Below are 18,675 nucleotides of genomic sequence, written 5' to 3'. Positions count from 1 at the left end.
GCTTGCGCGCGAATGAGCCAGATCACTCTGAGCCCACTCGCAAGCGCCAGCTAATTTTGCAGCCCGGTCGTTCGCCTTATGCGCCGCGCGGCATTGACTGTCATCTGTGCCGCTGTCCGCGCGCTCCTCGCGAACCAAGGAGGATGGCATGAATAATCAAGCCACTCTGACGCGCCGCGATACATTGCTCGCAGCCACCGCACTCGCGGCTTTATCAACGCTGGTATCCGAACCACCGGCAAATGCCCAACAAGCGACGCCATCAACTGGCGGAGCTTCTTACACATTCGAACATGGCTTCCCTACCAAGAACGCTGCGCAACGCGCCCGTGACGACGCGGACTTCCAGCGCGCCATGACAGCCTACCGCTTCTGGTACCCCACAGTTTCAGCGGAGGGCATTTTCAACGGTATTCGAGAGGTGGGCATAAAAGACAATGAGGACATGATAATACAAGTAACTGAACCGCATCATGTGATGTTCACTCCCAACTCCGACACACCTTACGGTCTTGCCGTCATCGACGTAAAGGAAGAGCCTTACGTCATCGAAGTGCCGCCCGGCCCGTTCATAGGATTGGCCGACAATCACCATCAGGGCTGGATACTCGATATGGGGTTGCCTGGCCCTGCGGGCGACAAAGGCGGCAAACATCTCATCGTTCCGCCAGACTACAAAGGACAGGTGCCTGCCGGGTATTTCACCGGCACCTCGACCTCGTTCAAGGTCATAGCGGCTTTTCGATCTCTGCCGATAGGAGGCGACGTTAGAGCAGCGACGGACGGTCTGCGACGCTTGAAGATTTACCCGCTCTCGACCGCCGCCGATCCGAAGCCGCTCAGGATTGTCGATGTCACCGACAAGGCGGTTGATGGCACCTGTCTCCGATGGGAGGACAACATCCAATACTGGCAGAAGCTGCATGAAGTGATCGATGCCGAACCTCTGGTGCCGATCTTTCTTCCGATGTACGGCGAGCTTGCCGCGCTCGGCATCGAAAAGGGAAAGCCGTTCGCACCGGACGCCCGAATGAAGGTGATCCTCGAAAACGCTGCGAAAGCGGGTCGCGACCAGTTGCTGGTGTCTGCGTTCGACAGTGACCGTCCAGATCGGCTGGCTTGGCCAGACCGCAAGTGGGAATGGGCAGGACTTGTACCGGGGAGCGCGCAGTTCGAGACCAAGAGCGGAGTAGATCTAGAAGCACGTGACCGCTGGTTCGCGCAGGCGATTGTGACTTCGCCCGCGATGTTCCGCCGTACGGTTGGAGCAGGCTCGCTTTACTGGCTTGGTAATCGCGACGCGAGCGGTGCCTTTGTAGAGGGCGGCAAGACATACAAGCTGACGGTGCCACTTCCGGTGCCCGGCAATCTTTTTTGGTCAGTCACGATTTACGACGCAACCACCCGCTCCGAAGTTCAAACCGCACAAAAGAAAGCCGCACTAAGATCACTGTTCGAACTGAAGGAAACCGGCAACGCGAAATCCGTTGATCTGTACTTCGGCCCGCAAGCGCCCGCCGGTCAGGAGGGGCGATGGATACAGACGACGCCCGGCAAAGGCTGGTTCGCGTATTTCCGCATCTACGGCCCACAAGGACCTGCGTTCGACGGCAGTTGGAAGCCGGGGGATTTCGAAGAGGCGCAAGTTAGCAGTGGCAGCGGTACCGTTGGCCGTCAGTGAACTCGGATAAGCCTATTCGCGAAAACGGAGTTGACTGATCCGCCCGATTTTGATGGCGGCGCTTGCAAGCGACATGATGGCAAGCCCGATCGCTGGGTCAACCGAACGGAGGACGTTATGATCAATCATGATGCAATCACCCGACGCGATACCCTGCTCGGCGCAACAACACTCGTAGCTCTCGGCCTCACGAGCATCGTCAGGAGCGCCCCGGCACGCGCACAGGCACCGACTGTCGGTGTCGGCATCGCACCGTCGGCAAGCGCACTTCCAAACATGCCGAAACGCAATCCCTGGCTCGCCGATAGCGTTTACCCGCAATCCCACTTTAATCCTGGCGCAACCGATTCCGTTCTGCATGCCGGCCCAGCCAGGGGGCGCCCGTTGGCGGCTGCCGACGTGAAGACGATTCCGCTCGTCTTTGTCTCCAATCCGACGGTGAAAAAGGTGGGCAATGAGACGATCATCATCGCCGCAACCGATACCGAGATCAAAAAGATCAACGCGACCGGCACCTCACTGCAGTTGGTGTCGTCTATTCCGGTCCCGGGTCTCGAAGCGGTGGCCGCAAAGGGCACGCCGGCGGCCATCGCCGCGGTGCTGGCCGAAGCCGACGCCGCAGCGCGTGCCAAGGACGAGTCGAAGATTGTCGCCTTGGCCAAAACGATGGCCGGGTTGGGATTCAGCTACGAAACGATCCCCTACGGCGTTTACAACCTGATCGACAGGGACGGTTTCAACTACGCGGCTTACGATCTCAAGATTGTCAAGACGACAGACGACAACGATCCGAAGGCACCGCTGCGCGTCGCGAAGGTGAAGGACTTTACGGCGGATATTCCGGCGGAGCTGAAACAGAGCATCACGTCGTTCACGGCTCTGAATATGACGTACGACGGCTACATCGCCGCCGCAGCGCGAGGCGGCATGCTGCTGGTTGACCGTGACCTGAACACCAAAGGGATTATCCCGTTTGCCGGAGAGGCGGTGGAGAACGGGATCTGCGTCGATGAGACCGGTGTCTATGTCGTCACCTCCAGGCGCATGCTCAAGATCGTGTGGACCGGCTCCAAGCTGTCTTACGACGAAGCCGACGGAGGATGGCAGTCCGAGTACAACACTATGACGCACGAAGAGGCGGTCGCGGCAGGCGCCTTGACCCAATCCGGTGGCTCCGGGACGACGCCGACGCTAATGGGCTTCGGTGACGACCCCGACAAGCTCGTGATCATTGCCGACGGAGATCGCGACGGCACCCACGTCGTCGCCTTCTGGCGCGACAAGATTCCGGATGGCTTCCAGCAGAAGCCCGGCACGAAGTCGCGGCGCATAGCGGATCAGATTCGCACCGACATTTCGAAGGTCACCATCGAGCCTTCGCCTAACGTGCTCGGCTACGGGACCATGGTGCTCAACTGCCGCTACCCGCAGCCCGTCCCCGGCACAATCTACGAAAACGCCATGACCGCCGGTCTGACGCGCCCAGCCCCGATGGGCGCCCAGAAGTTCACCTGGAACACGCGAACGAAGTCGTTCGAGAAGGCCTGGATCAACGGGGAGGTCGACAACTCGGACGTCATGGTGCCGGTCGTCTCCGCGGCCACTAACATGGTCTACGCCGCAACAAAAACGAACGGCCGCTACGAATACGTGGGTCTCGACTGGGATACGGGCGAAATCAAAGCACGCTGGCCGTTCCCGGACGACAGCCGACAATGGAACGCCTATGGCGGCATCACAACCATACTCGAAAACGGCGATCTTCTGATCGGAGGGCTCTTCGCCTTGAAGCGGGTCACGGTGGGATAAGCGTGCATGGTGGCTCCTTAACCCCGTATGCGGGGCTGTTCAGCGCTCCCGCGAACCATGAGGACGTCATGATCGATCATACGGGGATTACCCGACGCGACGCCCTGCTTGGCGCCACGACGCTCGCAGCAATGGGCGCCGGCATCGTCGGGACTGCGCCGGCACACGCACAGTCGCCAAGCCCGGCCGAAACGCAAGCCATCGCAAAAGACGCCTATATCTTCGGCTTTCCGCTCGTCGACAACTACCGCATCCAGCATTCCTACTTCGTGGATCGCAGCGGGCATGAATACAAGGCGCCGTGGAATCAACTGTTCAACAATGCCCGAGTCTACACGCCGGAAGACAAGGCCATTCAGACCCCCAATTCGGACACGCCGTATTCCTATGTTGGCGCTGACCTCAGAGCCGAGCCGCTGGTGTTCACGGTGCCGGCTGTCGAAAAGGGCCGCTACTATTCGCTTCAATTCATCGACATGTACACCTTCAACTTCGCCTATGTCGGCAGCCGCGCGACCGGTAACGATGCAGGATCGTACTTGCTGGCGGGGCCGAGTTGGAAGGGAGAGAAGCCGGCGGGCGTGAAGGACGTTCTGCGCTCCGAAACCGAGTTTGCGTTCATTCTCTACCGGACGCAGCTTTTCAATCCGGCCGACATCGAGAACGTGAAGAAGATCCAAGCTGGCTACCGGGTGCAGCCGCTCTCCAGCTTCCTCGGCCGACCGGCTGCGTCTGCGCCGAATGTGGACTTCGTGAAACCATTGACGCCAGATCAGCAGCGAACTTCATTGGAGTTTTTTAGAGTTCTCAACTTCGTTCTGCAGTTCTGTGCGATCCATCCGACCGAACAAGAGTTGATGGCCCGGTTTGCAAAGATTGGCATCGAGGCCGGCAAACCGTTCGAACCGAACGCGATGTCACCCGAGCAGAGGAAAGCATTCGAAGACGGGATAGTGGACGCCTGGCAGACGTTCAACAGCTTCAAAATGAACGAGATCGATACCGGCAAACTGACCAGTGGCGACCTGACCGGATCGCGCGAAGCCCTGGGAAACAACTACCTCCGTCGCATGGGCGGAACTGTGGTCGGCATCTACGGCAACTCCAAAGAAGAAGCGATTTATCCGCTCTATTTTGTCGATGCGGAGGGCAACACGCCGAACGGCGCGAAGCACTACACCCTTCGTTTTGCGAAGGATCAATTGCCGCCGGTCAACTCCTTCTGGTCGGTCACGATGTACGAGATGCCGGCGAGCCTCCTGGTCGCGAATCCGCTCAACCGCTATCTGATCAACTCGCCGATGTTGCCCGACCTGAAGCGCGATAGCGACGGCGGCCTCACGATCTACGTCCAACAGGAACCGCCGGGCAAAGACAAGGAATCAAACTGGCTGCCCGCGCCAAAGGGTCCGTTCTTCATGGCGATGCGTCTCTATTGGCCAAAGCCGGAAGCGTTGGATGGCCGATGGAAGGCCCCACCTCTGACGAGAGCGAGCTGATATGCGATTTCCGTTATTGCCCATCGCGACATATTGCGCTGCCGCACGAAGTCGGTCGCTATAGGGGCAAAGCAGACATTGCTTTAGTCGCATCACGCCGCCGGGTTTATGGGTACACGGCCTGGCCGTGGGTGAAAACCGGATATCCGTTGACGTAACGAATCGGCCGTGATTCGATTCGCGGCACTGGCCGCGACAGGCCAGGCAAGCGGCCCGCACAGATGCAGCAACACCTGCGCGAGCCTAACCCTCAACATGGAGCAAGCCATGTCTCAGGCTGATTCTGCCTATACCACGAGTCGTTCAATCTTTCCTGCCGGCCCGGCCATTCGGCGCCGGCAGTTCGTCACCGGCAGCGCCGCCATCCTGGCCGGGGTCATCACTCCCTCATGGGCTGAAAGTGTTGGCGTTTCGACCGCGCCCGACCCGGTCCTTGATGCCATCGAGGGCCACCGCCGAGTCTTTGAGGAACTGGGGCGCCTGCTCGCCGAGCAGGATGCTGCCGAGCGCGAGCTGCGCCGTGCGCCCTGCGGCAGGCGGGCCGAGCTGGAGGCCAAGTTAAGTGGCCTCTGCGAGGCTGAAGGCGCACTCGGTCGGGCTGAGATGAAGGCCTCGCGTCAGCTCGCCGGCATCGTGCCGGGAGGCCTCAAAGGAGCGGCCGCGGCGTTAAAGTATGTGCGCGAGTGTTACGAAGTTGGCCAGTACCCCCTTTACGATGAGGATGGCTACCGGCTGCTGCTGCTCTCGACTGAACGCGCGATTTGTGCGGCCGTTGGTCTCGCTATTCCGCATCGCGGTGTTGATCCTCGATAACGATTGCGCGCCTTCTTACGAGCGGGATGTGGAAACGAAGTCCTGGTCGAACCACTAAGGCACCGCCAGACGAAAGCGGTGGGAACGGATATCTCCGACCTACGACCATCGTTCCACATCTCGGCTCCACAAAGGGCCGAAGAACAAGATCGACGTGAAGGCGATCCGGGGTGGGCCTAGACATGACGCAGGAAGAGTTCGCAGGTCGCTTCGGATTCAGCGTCAATACGCTGTGCCATTGGGAACAAGGCTCGCGACAGCCGGAAGGGCCGACACGCGCTTATCTTCTCGCGATCGAGCGCGCCCGAAGGCAGTGCGGAAGGCTTTGCAGGCCGTGTGATGCGTTCGACATCTACGACAAAACCGCTGTTCGCAAGTATTTGCGCGCTCCCGTACGATGGCAGGATTTTTGGTCTTCTCTTCCTGATCCTGAGGCTGCTTGATGCCCGTTTGACTCCGCAAATCGAGCGAGCGACGGTATGGCAGAGGACACAGAACCGAAGCCGGACGACATCAGACCGGCTAACGACAATCAAGGTCCGGATGGCGGACGGAATGAGGCGGATCACAAGACGCGGCAACAGTTGGAGCAGGTGACCCTGACCATTGCCCGGCTGATCGGATGCCGGATTGCACGGAAACAGTTCGCGGCGCTCAGCGCCGCCAATGATAACAGGCCTCAAGCCACGAACGATGCGGAGGACGAGGCCGGCAAGGATTAGACAGAACGGAGACCGCCATGCCCCGCGTTGCGCTTTACGCCCGCTACTCGTCCGACAATCAGAGCGAAAGCTCGATCGAGGATCAGTTCCGACTCTGCCGAGAGCACGCAAAGCGCGAGCGATGGAAGGTCACGAGCACCTATCACGACGCCGCCATTTCGGGCGCGAGCATGATCCTGCGGCCCGGCATCCAGTTGTTGTTGCAGGATGCGCAGCGCGGTCTGTTCGATGTCGTGTTGGGCGAGGCGCTGGACCGGATTTCTCGAGACCAGGCGGATGTCGCCACTCTGTTCAAGCATCTGCGCTTCGCGGGCGTCTCCATCGTCACCCTCGCCGAAGGCGAGATCACGGAGCTTCACGTTGGCCTCAAGGGCACCATGAATGCCCTGTTCCTCAAGGATCTTGCCCTGAAGACCCATCGCGGTTTGCGCGGCCGGGTGGAGAAGGGCAAAGCCGGCGGCGGCCTCTGCTACGGCTATAACGTCGTGAAGAAGCTCGACGCCAACGGTGAGCCGATCCGGGGCGATCGCGAAATCATCGTGGAGGAGGCCAGGATCGTTCGGCGCATTTTCCGCGCCTTTGCCGCCGGCAAGAGCCCGAAGGCCATCGCGGTCGAACTAAACAAGGACGGCATTCGCGGTCCGCTCGGCCGGGCCTGGGGCGACACCAGTATCCGAGGCCACGTCTCGCGCGGCACCGGCATCCTCAACAACGAACTCTATGCTGGGGTCCTGGTCTGGAATAGGCAGCGTTTCGTCAAGGACCCGGCGACCGGCAAGCGCGTGTCACGGCCGAACCCGGAAAGCCAGTGGATCAGGAAGGAAGTGCCGCATCTCAAGATCGTCGACGATGAACTGTGGCAGGCCGCGCGGGCGCGGCAACAGCAAATCTCGGCCCTCTTCGGTCCCAGCCCGGCCAATACGCGGGAGGGCAGGGCCAAGCGGCTGCACCTCGCCAATCGGCCCGTTTCCCTCCTTTCCGGCCTTCTCACCTGCGGCTGCTGCGGCGGCAAGATCGGCATCCTGACGCCGAACCGCTACGGCTGCCTCAACCACCATCGTCGCGCGACTTGTGCGAATAACCGCACCATCACGCGCGACAAGATCGAGGCGCGGGTGCTGGCGGGTTTGAAGGATTGCCTCGTCTCTTCTCAGGCGGTCGCAGAAGCCGTGCGCGCCTATGCCGCGGAGATGAACCGCTTGAACCACGACCGGCGGGCACAGGCGGAAACAGATCACCGTGCGCTCCAGAAGATCGAGCGGGCGGTTGCCGGCATAATGGCGGCGATCGAGGACGGCCTCTACCAGCCGTCGATGAGGGCGCGGATGGACGAGCTTGAACGGCAGAAGGCGGAGATCACAGCGCGCCAGTCACAGGCTCCCGCCAACATTACCGATGTGCATCCCAACATTGCCAACGTCTATCGCAGGAACGTGGCCCGGTTCACCGAGGCGCTCGCCGAACCGGATGGCGGGCGCGAGGCAGTCGAGGCGCTGCGCTCGCTCATCGGCGAAATCGTGCTCAATCCTGGCAAGAAGCGTGGCGAGGTCCTCGCCGAGCTACGCGGCGAATTGATGGGTATCCTTGAATTCTCGAATACCCAAGAAAATCAACGGACTAATCGTCTTATGCCGGCAGTGGCAGCACGTCCAGGATTTGAACCTACTAGCGGACCATTTCTAAGCCGGCGACGGATTGCGCACGGACGGCGGCTTTTGACGGGCTACCAAGGGTCCACGTCGCGAGTTAGGCTGCCCTCCGATAGCAAAACAGGGCTTCGGAAATAGTGGGTCTAGCAATGTAGCGATCCCCCGCTACCATGCGGCATTCGTCATACCGTCGCGGTTCACCGCCTTATCCAGCCTCCAAAGGGATGGTGCTTTCCACGCGGTCCGCCAGCTCGGGGGCCGGCGCGCTCTGCGGCCAAGGCACGAGTAGCGAGTGAAAGGCTGCCTGGTGTTCAGCTGTCGGGTCGGAGCCGCTGCATCCTCATGCTCGACTCTCGCCGTTTTGATGGCGGTCGTCATTCTAAGAGCTTCGTACGAGTGCGGTGCCTTGGCGACCATTGAGCGAATTAGTGGCGCCAAGCCTCCAGGCCGTCAGCGTCGTACCAAGATACGGCCCAGCAATGCCGTGCTGTACTCGCCGGTGGCCCTCGCCAGATTTCTTGCGCTCGAACTCGGCTGCCCCGCCGGAAAGTTGAAGGGCAGGCTGAGCGTCCAAGGCGCGATGAACCGGAATCCCCAAGAGTCGTCCTTTTGCGGCGGCTTTGAGATCGGTGCGAGTTCGATCTCCTCTGCCTTATGGGCGAAAGGCGAGGATAGCGCGATCTTGCCTTTGATGGGTTGAACGACCGCACCGCCAAGACCGTATTTCAGCATCGAGTAGATGAAATTGCCATCCGGCTGGACGCCCACCAGAGGTTGATCCAGTTTGTCGCGGAGTTGCTTGATGGCGAGATAGCTGTCGATGCCACCGGGCACGCCGTCGCGCTCGAACCAGGTTCTTATGGTGCCGGATGAGCTTCGCATGGAGAAGGAGTCATTATCATCCTGGATTCGTGCGACCTGTTTGTTGAAGCCGTAAAAATTCTGGCCGATCAACGTGGCTGCCAGCGAGCTCACGAACAATTGCGGCATGTAGCTGAACAGGACGTTCTGCAATGAAGGTGCGTTCTTATGGATAACGTCGGGAATCAGCTGGGCGATTTCGAGGTAGTGCGCGCCGCCGAAGGGTAGTGGTCCTGGACGCACGTTGCGTTGCCGGGCAAAGATCAGGACGACATGATGCGGTGGCTCGGGAATAATCTCCGGTGTCTTTTCCGTCTTGCCCTCTGCATCGGACGCCGCGCCGTGATGCGCTGTCTTGATCGTGCTGTGGGGCGCTGGAGGTTCGAGGAGTGTCAGCCCATCGGGTAGCATCTTCTCGAGTTCGCAGCGCGGCCGTTGTTGGACGACGCAAAACGCCTCGATTTCGCCGGTACCGGCGACGGCGTTAGTGGCAAGCTTGCGCAACAGGTCCAATGCCGGCAACAAGGCGGTTGGCAGCGAAACGTCGTCGAAGTCGTTGGCGTTTGGCATGGCAATATCTACTCCTGCAATTGCGGCTGCCGCGGCGCGGCCCGCCATGACCGATGCTTCAATACAACCCGCATTAATACCGGTACGAACCCAGTCGCCGGCGAGAAAGAGATTGTCGACCCCCGACTTGCCGGCCTCCATGCGTTTGAACACGCTGCCGGGAACCGATAGCACATATCGGTCCGAGGGATTGATGTTCACCCTCGGATATTGCGCGAAGAACCGCCTTCGAGTCGGGGGGGAATAAGCACGATAGTCGAAGAATCGCTCCCACCGAATGGCATGGCCGGGGCCTTCAATTCCGGGCCATAGGAAGTGAAGGTTGCTCTCGACCCAGTGCAGCATCCTTCGCCTTTGCCGCGCGAGCATCCTGGCCGGATAACTGTGTTTGCAGAACGGGGGCGGCGGATTCAGGGGATCGTCGACCAGGGAGCCAACGAAATATGCCAACCCCTTGGGAGGCGGGTGAGGCCATTTTTCCAGTGGCAACATCAGGCTGAGGTCGGCCCAGGTATCGAGCGGCAATACGAATCCCGAAAGAGCCGTTCGATCCTGCTTGCAACCGAGCTCTCGCATGCCGACGTTTGTCCATGCCTGAAAGGCTACCGTCGCCGTCGTCTTGATGGCATCGACCATCTCTCGCCAGCCGGGCGTGTGGCAGATCAGGTCGCTGCATATCGTGCAAAATGCGCCGATGCCGATGCCGAGCACGACATCGTCGAAATCCCTCCCTCGCAGCAGCTTTCGGGGAGGGGCGACGCCGGGCCACTTCGTCCACGCCGATTCCAGGTCTATTCTTTGGTCCCGCAGATCCTGTCCTTGGACCAGCTGACAGTAGTCTGGATGGGAAGGCCAGCTCGGGATTGTGCCATCTGCGCCGATCCAGATCAGCGGATCGTAAGAATTGCCGGAGTGGGTGGTCGCCTGCACGGTGGTGTCGATGAACTCGATCGAAGCTTTGTCTTGAGACAGTCCGATGTGCTCGACCTTGGTAAAGAATTCGAATTTGACATGGCGTTTCGTGAGGACCTGGTAGAGCGGAGCGAACAGCAGCTCGCCCATGGTCGCCTTGAGAAGGTAGAAGAACGACCCGCGATATGTGAAGAGCAGTTTCAACAGGATGCGGGTGCCGGTGCCTGCCGCCACATTCCTGCAGGGAATGACATTCCCGTATCTATCCGTGTGGCGGCTACCGAAGAACCCGAACACATAATCATAGCAGCCACGGATAATGGCGGAATCCAGCGTCGAATCCGAGCAACCGTTCGACCTCATCCAATCGGTCCACTCCTGATGGTCGATGCAGTCGAAGCCCTGCCACAGCACGCCGTCGCTCAACATGCCGATCGCGATCGTCAGAGCGACCTCCGCCACGATCTCGCGCGGGTCGCGAGACATGACGGCTGACGCCGGCTTGTCGCAGAGCCGAGTCCGCGCATGCCTTAGTATCGTCTGTAGTTCGGCGGCGTCACTCGGGCTGACCGCCCTGGGATCCTGCGGCAGGATATCGATCTTCGCCCGCGCCGTTCTGAACGGACCGTCGGTTGTTCCGGCCGCCACGGCGGAGTGCTGGGTCCCCGCCGGCCATTGGTCGGTGAAACCAGCGATCGACTGGCTCTGCTGCACCGAGCATTCGAGCAGGGAGCGCAGAAAATCGACGAGCGAGACTGCGGGACGCGGCGTGCCCGGAATTCCTTCATGGGGTGGAATGTCGATAGTCCATGAAGTCCAACCGGAATTGAACGGCTCCATGAGCACGGATCGATCGAGGCCCTCGAAGGCGTTCTCGCGTGATCCGAACGGCGGGCTGAGATCGAGATCGTTCATCGCGGCATAAAGCCGGTCGACCAGTTCGAATGCGTTATCGTAGAAACCGGTCCAGACATGAAGTCCGTGTTCTTCGGCGCGATATCCTTTCTCCTTGTCGCGGCCGACCGCTCCCTTGCCGCCAAGCCGCCAGCCGATCGTGTAGACGGTGATGTCGAACAGCTGATGCTGCGGATCCTGTTCCGTCAGCTCGAACGCCGCGCTGAGCGCCGCGACACCGCCTCCCAGGATTGCAATCTTTCTGAGCGCCATGCGGCCGATCCTCATTCAGCGGGAGCGGGCGCGCAGCTGCGCATAACATCACAGAGAGACACAAATTGTCGGGTAGCGTGAAGGAAACGCTCGCCGGGAATTTCGAGCTCTGCGCCGGTGATCGCGCGCGCCGCCTGCATTCCCGAGATCACGGCTGTTTCAACGCATTCGGTGTTGAAGCCGGTGTCGATCCAGGTTCCGGCGAGGTACAGGTGCTTGAAGCCGGACTCGTCGGTCTTCAGGCGCCAGGCGCTGGTGCCGGCCGCGGTCGCGACACAGCAGTCCCAGGGACTGATATTGGCTTTGACGTGCTGAGCCCTGATCCGGCGATAGCCGTGGCGATCCTGATCGTCGTAAAGCACGGTCCAGTCAAACGCACCATTCGTCATCACCTTCGGCCAGATGAATTTGGCCTTGTGCTCGAGCCAATCCAACGTCTTGAGATAGGCGAGCAGATTTGCCACCTCCTGGGCATGCCGGCTTGTCTGCGGCGCTGCGTACAATTTCGAAGGGAAGACGTCACAGAGGTAGTGAAGCGAGTAGGGAGGGTCGCGGCGCTCATACCGCAGGAGCTGGAACATGTCCGCCCAGATGTCGAGAGGATTGGGGCCTGACACCAGCGCGGGCTTTTGTCCGGACCAGCCGAGGCCGGCAAGCGAGCGCGTGCTCCAGAGCTGAACTGCGATGCTGGGCACCAGGCGAAGCTTTGCCGCCATATTCCAGAAGCCGGTGCTGTAGTTGTAAAGGTCGTCGAACGGCTCGTGCTTTGCTTCAATGCCAGATAGGCCTGGTCCGGGCGGTCGCTCGACACTCTTGTTGCCCGTGAACTTCTTGAAAGCGCCGAGCGGTATCGCCAGGACGACATCGTCGAAATCGTCGACGCGTGTCTTTACGTCGGTGCCGACCCGCTCGTTGCACCAGAACGATTCAAAATCAACGCAGCCGTTCGGGGGCACGTCGAGGTGAAGCCAGTCGGGTTGGCTGCTCCAGCCGGACAGTCCATCGCCAATCGGCACGGTCCATTCATAGCCGGACTTCGGTATCGCCTGCACGTCAAAGTGCAGTGAATCGACGGATCGCCCATCCGACGAGACCCTGATATCGGTCAGTTTGTGAAAGAACCGAAACTCGACGTCTCGCTGCTTGAGTATCTCGAACAGGGGAGCGACAATCACTTCGCCCGCACCGGCCTGCAGCTCCCACGCCACGGCTCCCTGATAGGTTCCGAGTGCTCGAAGCAGGACCTGGACCGCGGTTCCTGCGCCGTAGCTCGCGTTGGCGATGTCTCCGTCCGGATACTGAAACATCGTGTCGTAGAGCGCTCTCACCATTGGCGACTGCTTGACCAGTAAGGGCTCGGCGCCATGACGAACCAACCAGCGGCGAAAGTCCTCGCCGTCCATCTGCTGGATGGATCGTTGCTCAATCACGATGTCGTCGAAAATGCCGTCCACCAGCGGCCACGCTAGTCGCAAGGCCTGGTCGAACAAGTGACCGGCTACGGTATTCGCAAAGGTCATATGACAACTGGCGCCAGCAGCGCCCTGAAGCACCCGGCGGACTAATTCCATGTCCGCGGGGCCAAACGAGATCATGTCTTCGTCGAGATGCAACAGCCATGCCGAGGCAATCTCCAGACAGGTCCTTGCCGTCACCACACCGAGTAGTCTTGAGGGGGGAAACCGCGGGTCGTCGCGCATTTTTATCGTTTCGATCGAAACTTCGTCGAGCTTGACGATCGGCGAGTCTGACCCGAGCGCATAGTCGTGGAAGTCGATCAACAGCCCTATCGCGTGCGACAGACAATTGGCGATGCTGAGGTCAGCCGGTTCTCTGCCGGGTATACCGACTTTCTTCGATGTCGGGAAGTTGACGTCATACACGGTCGGCTTGGCCCCATCGGGATCGCCGATCGGCGTGTAAGCCTGTGGGAGAATCAAGGTGTTCAAATCGACTCTCGCTCCCTTCCGCGGCAAGTTTCGGTAAACCTCAGCCAACATCTGGAAAGCGTTCAGGTAGTGGCCGAACCAGATATGCAGGCCATGCTCGATGTTGCGGCCCTGCGCATCGCGCCCGCTGGCGCACTTGCCTCCGAGCCGCCATCCCAGCTGATAGACCGTGACGTGATATTGCTTGCGCAATTCCGATGTAAGGCTGAGCTGATAGGCGGCGGAAAGTCCCGCCATTCCGCCGCCCACGATGATGATGCGGCGCTGGCTCAAGCCTGTCTCCATTGCGACGACGGCGATGGATGGACACGTTTCAGTTCGGCGAGCTCCTTGGCGGCGCCGAGGCGTTCAAAGATGTCGGCCGCCTGCCGCAGGCGAGACTCACGCTCAGGATCGCTCGCGCTGGTCGCAAGGCCGGTTCGATAGATCGCCTGCGCCTGCTCGCGGGGGGTTTGCAGCAGCTCGGCCACTTCGGCGGCGCGCTTCCAACTCTCGAGCGCCCGCGCCGGTTGACCGGTCAGGAAGCACAATCGGCCGTTCATTAACAGACTGTAGAGACGGCAGATCGGCGATGTTCGAGCCAGCCGGGAAAGCTCCCGGCACGCCAGCTTCGCCTGGCTTTGAATGTTCGAAGAGACTGCGCCGGAAGCTTGCTCCCAATGGCTCAGTAAGACATCGGCGATTCCTGCCGGCCCGAAGGCATATCCGCCCCACACAACGCCGCATTCGCGCAAGATCGGAAGTCCCCGTTCCGCAAGCTCCAGGGCGACCGCGGCCTCGCCGCGCTCGAGGTAGCCGGCCGCGGCCACGCCGGTGCAAAGCAATTGTTCCGTGCGGATCAACCGCTGGCCCGCCAGCGCTTTCAGTTTGTCGAGGCATCCGGTATCGGCCCCGCCCCGGGTGATGTCGATCAATGCCCGTAAGGAAAGACTCCAAGCGCGGATCTGCGGCGGGGAATCGTCGGAGAGTTCCGCGAACAGCCTGGCAAGCCGCTCGTCGGCGAGCGAAATATATCCCCGCAACAGCGCGATGAAGATCAACATCGTCTCGCTGTTCTGCGCACGCTTTCGGTCTCCCAGGCGCTCGTAACAACGTCTTGCATGTTCGCCATGCGCCTCGGCATTGTCCCATTCGGCGAGGCCATAAGAGAGAACGCCGAGCACGAGTCGGACCCGCGCGATCTCGGGCAGCGAGCCGTAACCTTCCGCAAGTTGGATCGCGCGCGCTGCGTAGCTGCGACCGATCCCCACCATGCCGGACATCCCCATTCCGAGCGCCAGCGCGCTGTATCCTCGAATCGTCTCCGGGGTCGCGCCGCATTTTTCGGCCAGGTTCAACGAGGCCAGGGTTCCGTTGAGCACGGCCAGCGAGTCATTCTGGTAGAAATACTGCTCCGACAGAAATTCGTGCATATGAGCGACGCGCTGCATGTCGGACCTGTCCTGCTCAGCCAGGGCCACTTGTTTCGACGAAGTGTACCGTAACCTCAACTGGGTTGCGGCGTTGCGAACAAGCGCGCCGATTCGTTCGGTCTTGCTCACCGGGAGACGATGACCAAGCAACTCCATCGCGCGGTGGTAGTGGTTGGCGGAGCTCTCGTAGTCCGACAATTCGTGACAAGCGTCACCGAGGATGACCTCCCAAGCCGCCTTGCGGCTGCGTCCGATCTGGATTGCTTCGCGCTGCGTGAGATCGAATAGCTTCTCCACGTAACGGATCGCTTCGCGATTTGCCGAGTTGTTGCGCGACTGTTGCGCCGCAAGCTCGAGGTAAGTGATCGCCCGCAACGGCTCGCCGCCAAGCTCGAGATGCCTTGCCAGGCGCGCATAATTCGGTTGCAGCTCCTCGGCGTGATGCTGCTCGATGAAGCCGGCAATCCGCCGATGGAGGGTTTTTCGCTGCGCAAAAGACAAGACATGATAGGCAACCTCCATCGTTATGGAGTGCCTGAACACAAAGGAAAGTGGCCGCGTATCGCGATCGAGTTGCAGGAAGTCAAATTCGATCAATCGGCGGATGCATTCCGCCTTGGTGGCAGCGGACAACTCCGGGACGATTTGATCCAGCAGCTCGGAGGAGAAGGCGTCGCCGACTGCGCTGGCGGCCTTGAGCACCAGCTGGTCGTCGAGCGATAGCAGGTCGATCCGGCTGACGATTGCGCGTTCAACGCTGGTCGAGAGCGAGATACTGGAATCGGCGAGGCTCTGTTCATCGAACGAACATATCCCCCGCGTAACCTGAATCTTTCCAGTGTCCCTGAGCGCGAGCGCGAGCTCCTCGCTGAAGAACGGATTTCCACTGGCATGACCGTAGACATATCGCACCAGTTCCGGCGGAACCTCGGACGATCTCAGGCGCCGCTTCACCAGCAGCCGCACGTCGTCGCGCGACAGCCGGTCGAGCCGCAGCTGCAGCGATGAGGCGAGTTCGACGGCAAGACGCTGCTCTGCGATCGCTGTCGTCTGGGTCCGCTGAGTAACCACGATCAGGAAGTCCGAAAGCCGGCGCGCGACGGCGCCAAGCAGTTCGATCGAGGGGCCGTCGAACCAGTGGACGTCCTCCATCAGGAGGATGCGAACGCTCGATCGGCGAAGGATGAAGATCACGAGTTCTTCGATCGCGCTCGCGCGAGCCGAGCCGACGATCTGTTCAGTGAAGGCGAATTCGGAAAATCCCAGTGGAATGACTTCTTCGAGCAGCGGAAGCCAATTCAGCAGCGACTCGTTTTCGAGCAGCGCTTCCGACAATTCGCGTCGAACCCGCGGTCCGTCGCCCGGTCCTTCAAACTGCAAGATCTGCCGCAATACGGCGCGCCACACGAAATAGGGCGTCGATCTTTCGATCGCCGTGGCATTTGCAACCAGGACGGCGTGATTGTCGGCCTGCGCCGATCCGATGAAGTCTTCGAGTAGGCGCGATTTTCCGATGCCGGCTTCGCCTGCAATGAGGACGAGCTTACCGGTTCCCGTCTTCAGACCGTCGAGACAGCTCCTGAGCATCGCGGTTTCGCTGATGCGGTCGATGATGGTGCGCCGGGGTGGAGCATGGAAATCGTCGGTCACTGCCGCCGGACTGAACGCCAGCATCGATGCGCCCGTCCCCTTGACCTGGAGATGTGGCAGCAGATTGAACACGATCCTGCGCCCGACGGCCTGGGCCGTCGTGGCGTCGCAGACGATGTCGCCCTGTGCGGCCTCGGCGAAATGCGCGGCCACATTGATCGCCTGCCCAAAAATCCCGAATGTCCTTTGATGGAGGCCGCCATAATTGCTGCAGAACAGGCGGCCGGTCGCCAGGCCGACAGAAATCGGAATGGCCTTCGCTTCCAGCTGGCGACGGAGGCGCAGACACGCCTCGACTGCCCTGAAGGGATCGTCTTCGTGGGCAAGCGGAGCCAATCCGAAGACGAGCGTGAGAGTCAGGCCCTTGTCGTCCATCAGGACCTGATGAACGGTTCCCTCGAGCCGTTCGGCGATTTGCTGGACGTCAACGACGAAGGCCTGCAGTCTCGTCAAGAAATCATCATCGAAATTGAAATCGGGGAGGCCGACCCGCGCCACTGTGAGCGTGCGAAACTCGCCGACCCAGTCGCTGGCATCGGCCTTGCCCGTGTGGCTTCCGAAGATGGTGCGGTCTATCGGTGCGACGGCATCAGGCGAGTTCATTCCAAGGAGCCGTGCTCCATAGGGCATGGGCTCGAGTTCGCACGAGCCCGTCAACAGCCGCGCGGCGTTTGCACACAACGCGATGTCGCCGATCGCGGCTTTCTGATAAGCGAGGCCGATGCGATAAAAGGGTTCTCCGGCTGCAACATAGTGCCATTTGTCCTGCCAGCCGCCGAGCCTGCAGAAGAACACTTCGCCGGTTTCCACCGCCGTGCGCGCACTGATCGCTTCTCGGCCCGGCCCGGCGGTCATGGCCTGTCGCAGCGCAAGGCCGCAGCGCACGGCCTGCGCGGTAGCGACGGCAGCGTCCGGATCGACCCAAATCGCGAGAATGGCGTCACCGGCGAAAGCGACGATGTCGCCTCCCTCTGAATCAATCACGTCGGCCAGTATCGCAAAGCAATCGTTGATGAAGTAGGTAAGGCTTTCAGCGCCGTCGCCGGCAGCGCGGTCGGTCTTCGCTGTGAAGCCGGCAATGTCGATAAGCAGCACTGCCGCGGTCCGGGCGTCCGCGCGAGGGTTGTTGGACCACTCCTGAGACCGGAGGCGTGCATTCACCCATTTTGGCGTGTGGGCGGCTTGCTCCCTCGCGACAGCTCCGGCAGGCATTGCACGACCTCGGCTCAATGGAGCCGGAATGGAACCCTGTCTTGGAGAGAAAATCAACAAACCTGCGGTTCTCGGACCGCCGGAGACCGTCAGCGGTCTTGTCCAATGTCTAAAATGCCTTTTATCACTTCGGCTGCATGCGGGCTGTGGGGTGGTTCACAATGATCGTCAAACTTCGGGTCCGTTCGTGATCCGGAAAAAAAGCGACCACAGGCGATGACCTTGTCACTCACACGCATGTCGACGTGCAGATGAAGGGCTGGCCGAGCCGTGCGCATGACGCGACGCGAACGCGCGCCAAAGGACGGTGACTGGCTCTCTTGGCTTTCCAATCTTCATGAGGCTGCGCCTTCTGAACAAGCTCGACTTCCAAATTGAGGCTCAACCCATTGAAAACACTGGAGCGGGAAATGACGTGGCGATCCCGGCAGGAGGGATATCCCAAGCAAATTCAATGGCATGGACTGGATAACCTCGCGAATGCCGCCATTGCCTAGCGTTTTCGTTGCGGTGGCCACCGTGTTCGTCGCTGAAAGGGATATCAGCGCGAACAAAACGGACTAGCCGTTCTGCCCGTCGCGGGGTGCTGCCCGGCTGCAGGGATTGGATGGCTTTCAGTGCTGTGGGTTGACCAGGATCGGCTTACTGGTCGGGGCTGCCAGCCCGTCTCCGTGGGCCGTTCGCACGTCTCGATGCTTGCCGAAATTTGCGGAAATCTCCCTTGCGACGGGCGACCCGTGAAGGTCACCGACGCTCCCCGACCTCTCCC

10 protein-coding genes are annotated in these 18,675 nt (G+C 60.5%); 7 read left to right on the top strand and 3 right to left on the bottom strand.

Annotated elements, in window-relative coordinates:
- Positions 1 to 148 precede the first annotated feature (148 nt).
- The 7 genes from ACVW1B_RS28220 (at position 149) to ACVW1B_RS28190 (ending at position 8,311) form a co-directional block, all read left to right on the top strand.
- Entirely contained in the window at positions 149 to 1,681 is a 1,533-nt protein-coding gene (locus ACVW1B_RS28220) for a DUF1254 domain-containing protein (protein ID WP_456778960.1), read from the top strand.
- A 117-nt stretch (positions 1,682 to 1,798) separates the two neighbouring features.
- Positions 1,799 to 3,490, top strand: coding sequence for a hypothetical protein (locus tag ACVW1B_RS28215; protein WP_456778961.1), 1,692 nt, complete (start codon positions 1,799 to 1,801; stop codon positions 3,488 to 3,490).
- 68 nt (positions 3,491 to 3,558) lie between these two features.
- A complete protein-coding gene (locus tag ACVW1B_RS28210; RefSeq protein WP_456778962.1) occupies positions 3,559 to 4,989 on the top strand; it encodes a DUF1254 domain-containing protein in 1,431 nt (476 codons plus the stop codon).
- A 267-nt stretch (positions 4,990 to 5,256) separates the two neighbouring features.
- On the top strand, positions 5,257 to 5,802 hold the full coding sequence (locus ACVW1B_RS28205) for a hypothetical protein (protein WP_456778963.1): 546 nt from the start codon (positions 5,257 to 5,259) through the stop codon (positions 5,800 to 5,802).
- A 182-nt stretch (positions 5,803 to 5,984) separates the two neighbouring features.
- Positions 5,985 to 6,245, top strand: coding sequence for a helix-turn-helix domain-containing protein (locus ACVW1B_RS28200; RefSeq protein WP_456778964.1), 261 nt, complete (start codon positions 5,985 to 5,987; stop codon positions 6,243 to 6,245).
- A gap of 36 nt (positions 6,246 to 6,281) precedes the next feature.
- Positions 6,282 to 6,524, top strand: a complete 243-nt coding sequence (locus ACVW1B_RS28195) for a hypothetical protein (RefSeq protein WP_456778965.1) — start codon at positions 6,282 to 6,284, stop codon at positions 6,522 to 6,524.
- A 17-nt stretch (positions 6,525 to 6,541) separates the two neighbouring features.
- On the top strand, positions 6,542 to 8,311 hold the full coding sequence (locus ACVW1B_RS28190; protein WP_456822531.1) for a recombinase family protein: 1,770 nt from the start codon (positions 6,542 to 6,544) through the stop codon (positions 8,309 to 8,311).
- 312 nt (positions 8,312 to 8,623) lie between these two features.
- Here the strand turns inward: ACVW1B_RS28190 and ACVW1B_RS28185 are convergent, their stop codons facing one another.
- Genes ACVW1B_RS28185 through ACVW1B_RS28175 form a run of 3 tightly spaced genes read right to left on the bottom strand, consistent with a single transcriptional unit; the run spans position 8,624 to position 17,789 of the window.
- Positions 8,624 to 11,683 (bottom strand): NAD(P)-binding protein, encoded by a 3,060-nt coding sequence (locus ACVW1B_RS28185; RefSeq protein WP_253606934.1) that lies wholly within the window; start codon positions 11,681 to 11,683, stop codon positions 8,624 to 8,626.
- A gap of 11 nt (positions 11,684 to 11,694) precedes the next feature.
- Positions 11,695 to 13,905 carry an NAD(P)-binding protein gene (locus ACVW1B_RS28180; protein ID WP_456822530.1) on the bottom strand — a complete coding sequence of 737 codons (2,211 nt, stop codon included), beginning with the start codon at positions 13,903 to 13,905 and terminating at the stop codon, positions 11,695 to 11,697.
- Complete coding sequence (locus ACVW1B_RS28175; protein WP_253606936.1) at positions 13,902 to 17,789, bottom strand: AAA family ATPase; 3,888 nt, start codon at positions 17,787 to 17,789, stop codon at positions 13,902 to 13,904. Before ACVW1B_RS28175 ends, ACVW1B_RS28180 begins: the two co-directional genes overlap by 4 nt.
- Positions 17,790 to 18,675: the final 886 nt, after the last annotated feature.

This window comes from Bradyrhizobium sp. USDA 4502, from assembly GCF_054063355.1.
This window is presented reverse-complemented; position numbering and strand designations above follow the sequence as displayed.